Here is a 6,355-nt window from a genome sequence, read left to right on the forward strand (position 1 = left end):
TGTCTACTATGAAATGGGCAAACACAATATTATTTCTTGCTTTCTTATGTTGTAATTCTTTTATTGCAACCGCTCAATATATTACTGTTGACGATACCAAAACAGCCCAAGAACTTGTCGAAAATCTATTGGTAAACAGTTCTTGTGCAACAGTTTTAAATTATTCTGCAACTGGAGACGCCATACCCACTGGTCAAAACAGTTATGGTTCATTTACTTACACCGGAAGCGACTTTCCATTTAACGAAGGTGTCGTATTGAGTACTTGGAGCGCAAAACTTTCTGAAGGACCTTATGTTTTTAGCAACGGCAACAATAATGATTCTTCTTGGCTTGGAGATACTGATTTAAACCAAATATTCAGTATTCCGTCTGTAACCGCAACCGTTTTAGAATTCGATTTTGTCCCTTTAACTAATTTTTTGAGTTTTGACTATATTTTTGCTTCTAATGAATATAAGGATACTGGATCTTGTCGGTATACCGATTCATTTGCCTTTTTGATCAAAGAAAATATTCCTGGTGCCTCCTATCAAAATTTAGCCGTCTTGCCTGGAACATCTACACCTGTTTCCTCAACAAATATTCGTCCTACAATTCCTCCGTCTGGGAATTACAATGGCTGTCCTGCTGTAAACGAAAATTATTTTGATCGATTTAACACCTTTTCAAGTCCTATAAACTATGCCGGCCAAACTATAGTTATGAATGCCCAAACAACTGTTGTTGCAGGAGCAAGCTACCACATAAAATTAGTGATTGCTAATGATTTGAATGAGTTATACGATTCAGCGGTTTTCTTAAAAGCGGGGAGTTTTGCTCCAAAAATAGACCTGGGTACAGATCGATTAGCTCCAACTAACCCCATTTGTTTTGGCGAAAGCTACTTAATTGATACGAATTTATCTCCAAGTTATGATTACAATTGGTTTAAAGACGGTTCGCCAACTCCCATCCTTGGAGAAAATAGTCCTTCATACCTTGTTACGGATTCAGGTACTTATACTGTCGAAGTTGTTTTCACTCCTGCAAGCTGTATGGCAACGGGAGAAATAAAATTAGAATTCGCTCCAGAAATTGTATTATCAGATGCAACATTAATACAATGTGACGACAATGGCGATGGCGCAACCATTTTTGACTTGACCAAGTTGGACAATATCATTAAAAGAAATGACCCGAGTTTAAGTTTGGTCACCTATTATGAATCATTGCCAAACGCGCAAGTACCAATTAACCCGATTTTGAATCCCGCAACTTATCAAAATATGCTTGCAAACCCGCCTCTTTTCGCAAGGGTTTCCAATTCTTTTGGTTGTGCAAACTATGCCCAAGTTGATCTTGTTATTGCTAACAACGCAATTGCACCACAAAACCCCATTTCAACTTGTGATGGTGATACGGCGCAAGACGGTTTATATCAATTTGATTTATTTGCACAAGTTACCCCACAAGTTTTGACAGGATTACCTATGGGAATGATTGTCGAATATTATCTGAACACTGCCGATGCTATTTCTCAAAAAAATCCTTTCTCTAATATTTTCAAAAATACAATTCCAAACCAACAAATTATCCAAGCTCGAGTCGTAAACGGACCAGATTGTTACGGAATAATTCCAATAACGCTTGACGTAAACACATTTGACCCGCCAAATTTTCAGGAGGAAATTGCTGTTTTGTGTAACGGAAATACAACTACTATTTCTGTTGCAACGGGTTTTTCGAGTTATTTATGGAACACGGGAGACACTTCAAATTCGATTATTGTTACGACTCCAGAAAATTATTCCGTAGTTGTCACCGATACAAATGGATGTAGTAAATCAAAAAAATTCACTGTTGAAGAATCAGGAATTGCAACCATAACGGGAGTTGTCATAAATGATTTTGCAGGAAACGAAAATTCGGTTTTAATAGAATATACTGGAACTGGAATTGGCAACTACGAATTTTCACTTGACGGTTCCTATTTTCAGGATAACCCATTATTTACGGGAATTGCTCCAGAAAATTATTATGCTTATGCACGAGACAAAAACTATTGTGGATTATCGCTTCCTTATGCCATTTCTGTTTTGGATTACCCCCGTTATTTCACACCAAACGGTGATGGTTACAACGATGTTTGGAAAATTAAAAATCTTGATTTATTTCCCCAAGCAACCATAACTATTTACGACCGTTACGGCAAATTATTAAAAGAACTTAACGCAATTAATGCCACCTGGAACGGCACATACATTGGAAATGAATTACCAGCAACCGATTACTGGTTCAATTTAAACTTTGGAGACGGTAAAATAATAAAAGGCCATTTTTCGCTTAAACGATAGCTAATAATCATTACTTTTAGCGCATGAAAAAATCGGCTCTTTTTTTATTTGTTTTCTTATCCATAAGTTGTTTTGCACAGTTTAGCAAAACGCATTATATCCCGCCGTTGACTGCGCAAAATAATTTGGCCGAAGATCAATATTTATATATCTCTACACCCAATACCAGTAACGTTAATTTTAAAATTATTGAAATTGGCGGAACCATACTGCCCGGTGTTGTGAGCAATAACGTTCCCTATATACATGATATTGGACAAGGAAACACTTCGCAATTATTTACCCCCAAAACCAATATTGGGATAATTCAAAATAAAGGTTTTATTGTCGAAGCAGAAGATCTAGTTTACGTTAGTGTACGAGTGAATTCTGGCTTAAACAACAACGGTGGTTATAATCATGCTGGAGGTCTCGTTTCAAAAGGAAATAGTGCTCTTGGTACCTCATTTAGATTAGGAGCTATGTTGAATCCAAATGTAGACTCAACTTTATTAAATTTTGCTTCTATTTTATCCACTGAGAATAACACAAGCGTTACCATTTCAAATATTCCAATAGGTACAATATTCTCAGATGGCTCAATATATACTGTTCCAATTGTAGTCACCTTAAATAAGAATGAAAGTTATGTATTGGCCCTAGAAAACTATGCGGGCAATAATACTCCTTCTAATAGTTCCAAGATGATTGGTACATTGGTTGAATCTGACAAATCGGTGGTAGTCAATTCGGGTTCCTTTGGAGGGAGCAATAGCTCCAGCATCAATGGAAGAGACATTGGATTTGACCAAATCGTTTCTTTTGAAAAAACAGGCAAAGAATACATTTTTGTTAAAGGTATTGGCGCTAATGATTTAGAGCGGGTTTTACTAATTGCCCATAATCCAAATACTATTATTTATTTAAATGGTAGTGCAATTCCATTTACCACTTTAGCAAATCCTGGAGATAATGTAGCCATTGACGGCAGCGAATTTAGTAATGGAAATTTATATGTTACTACTTCCGACAAAGTGTTTGCCTATCAAAGCATTGGAGGATCGAACTCTCCAGCGAATCAAAACTTGTTCTTTGTACCACCATTAAATTGTGCCACACCAAATTCTGTCGATAATATTCCTTTAATACAATCAGTTGGCAGTATTACTTTTAATGGTGGTTTAAATATTGTCACAGAAACAGGTGCTTTGGTCAAAATAAACGGGATAAACACCACCGCTTCAGCAGTGGCGATAACAGGAAGTCCTGGTTTTGAGAGATATACAATCAATGGTTTATCTGGAAATATTACCATAAAATCAACTAAACAAGTTTATGTTTCCTATTTTGGAACAAATGGAGCAGCAACTTATGGCGGTTACTACTCTGGCTTTGACCTTAAACCTGAAATCGTGACTGATAAACTTTCAGTAACAAGTTCATCGTGTATTCCCAATGTAGTTTTAAAAATCAACAGCTTGTCTTCCTACGACACCTTTAAATGGTATAAAAATGACATAGAAATTTCAGGAGAAACAAGCAACCAATACACACCTACTGTTCCAGGCTACTATCAAGCTAGTGGGAGTATTTCTGGATGTCCGAATAATGATTTTGTTTTTTCAGATAAAATTCCTGTTAGCAGTTGTCCCACTAATTTAGACAATGACAAAGCTAATGACAACATTGATTTAGACAATGACAATGATGGAATAACGAATTGTACAGAATCGTATGGCAATTTAAATATAGCCCTTTCAAATTCTGCTGCTGGAAGCATTGCAGTCGACAACTATTCCAATTCTTTTATAGGAGCCGTCTCAACTTCAGAAACTGGATTGTCAATAGGAACATTTACAGGAAATGCCGACGGTAGTTTTATAACCGAAATACCTGCTGGCAAAGAAAGTAGTGTGACTTATACCATGAATTTTACAAAACCAATAAGTTTAGGAATAGAATATATTTCTAGTGGCAATCCCTCTGATTTATTGAATGCTGATGCTGAATACGTTATAAATTCAGATATCGACAAAACGATAACTGTTATTAACCCAAACAATCAATTATTGATTGACACTGACTACGATGGAATTTACGAAAGTGGAGTAACGGAATTTTCTTCATTTGAAATTCGATTTAGATTAAATAGTGTCACTCCTTTGAAAGTAGGAACTGGAACTTTCAAGTTCTTGAGCTATTTAGCAAACTCTATCAGTTTTACCCATAAAAATCTATCCGATACGAATCCAAATAAATCAACCTTGAAATTCTTTGCAGTATGTGTTCCAAAAGATTCTGATGGGGATGCAATCCCCGATCAATTGGATATAGACAGCGACAATGATGGGATTCCTGATATTATTGAAGCGCAAGTTAATAATTCGGTTATTTTATCGAATGCTGACACCAATACAAATGGACTAGATAATGCTTTTGAACCTGGATTAAATCCTGTTGATTCTGATATGGACGGAATTGCAGATTATTTAGATTTAGATAGTGACAATGACGGTGTTTTAGATTCAGTAGAAACAGGAAATGATTTGGATGCTGATGGAATTCGAAATTTTCGAGATTTAGACAGTGACAAAGATTTATGTTCAGATGTTTTTGAAGCGGGTTTTACTGATGCTGATAATGATGGAAAATTTGGAAATTCGCCAATAACTGTTGATTCAAATGGACTTGTGATTGGAGCATCTTATACAAATCCAAATCCCAATTATTTAATTTCGGCACCAATTGTGATAACAACACAACCTGCAGTTACACCAACTTGCGAATTACAAAATGCCACTATAACTATAGTTGACAATGATGTAGATACGTATCAATGGCACGTTTCAATTGATAATGGTACAAATTGGACTGACATTTCGAATAATGCAACTTATTCCGGATCTACAACAAACACCTTGTTATTAACTAGCGTGACCAATTCGATGAATGGCTACAAATATCGGGTGCAATTGAGTAAAATAGGAAATTCCTGTGGTTTGACTTCAGATGAAACTACTTTGACTGTTTATGAATTACCTGTAGTAAAAGAGATCACTATTATACAATGTGACGATGATTTAGATGCCAAAACATATTTCAATTTAACAGTGAAAAATGATGTAATTTCCAGCAATTTCATCAATGAAAATTTCACCTATTACACTTCTTTGGCTGGAGCCAATACCGAAGATCCTTTAGAATTGATTTCAACTCCACAAGCCTTTCAAAATACAAACCCTCCTTTACCATCTCCTCAAGGATTAATGTATGTTTGGACAAGAGTTTCTAATAAAATTACTGATTGTTTTAGTGTTGCAAAATTAACACTTCTTGTTGTGGCTTCACAATTTCCAACAACATATAGTTATCCAGTACCTCCTGTTTGCGATGATACTTTAGCCGCAGAGGGAACAGCAACAGGCGACCCCAATACAAATAAAAGGGATGGAATATCCGCATTTGATTTAACCACTGCTATTAATGTTGTAGAATCCCAACTACCTCCACCATTATCTAATTACACAATCAAATATTATAGAAACAAAGTAGATGCTTTAACTCAAAATGATGTTAATGGGAATTCTTTAGCTATAAAACCAACCGAATATACTAATTTTAGGAATGACATCCCTTATGCTCAAAATATTTGGGTAAGAGTCAATAACAATTTATCTTCTGATTGTGGTTATGGCTTTGGTGATTATATTAAACTAACTGTCGAGAAATTACCTTTTGCAAATCCCGTCTCCATTCCAAGACAATGCGATGACAATCAAGATGGGATTTTTGTTTTCAACACTACAAGTTTACAATCTACTTTATTAAATGGACAAACAAACGTAACGGTTACTTATTTTGACCAAGCAAATGACCCGTTGCCAAGCCCCTTTCCAAACACTTTTGCAACAACTTCACAAACCATAAAAGCGGTTGTAACCAATAATACCTCATTAAACTGTTTTGACGAAACCACCATACAATTTATCGTTGATGATTTACCGGAAGCTTTCGCCGTTCCGGTTTCGTTGACAACAATT

Annotated in this window: 2 protein-coding genes; both read left to right on the top strand. The window is 35.8% G+C overall.

Annotated elements, in window-relative coordinates; translation table 11 throughout:
* The first annotated feature begins 8 nt into the window (after positions 1–8).
* The gene (locus AABM59_RS08600; protein ID WP_338408559.1) at positions 9–2,336 is read left to right on the top strand and encodes a choice-of-anchor L domain-containing protein; all 2,328 of its coding nucleotides are present in this window, start codon (positions 9–11) and stop codon (positions 2,334–2,336) included.
* A 23-nt stretch (positions 2,337–2,359) separates the two neighbouring features.
* A partial coding sequence (locus AABM59_RS08605) for a gliding motility protein (RefSeq protein ID WP_338408560.1) occupies positions 2,360–6,355 on the top strand: 3,996 nt, incomplete at its 3' end.

It is taken from the genome of uncultured Flavobacterium sp., assembly GCF_963925185.1.
GTDB lineage: Bacteria > Bacteroidota > Bacteroidia > Flavobacteriales > Flavobacteriaceae > Flavobacterium.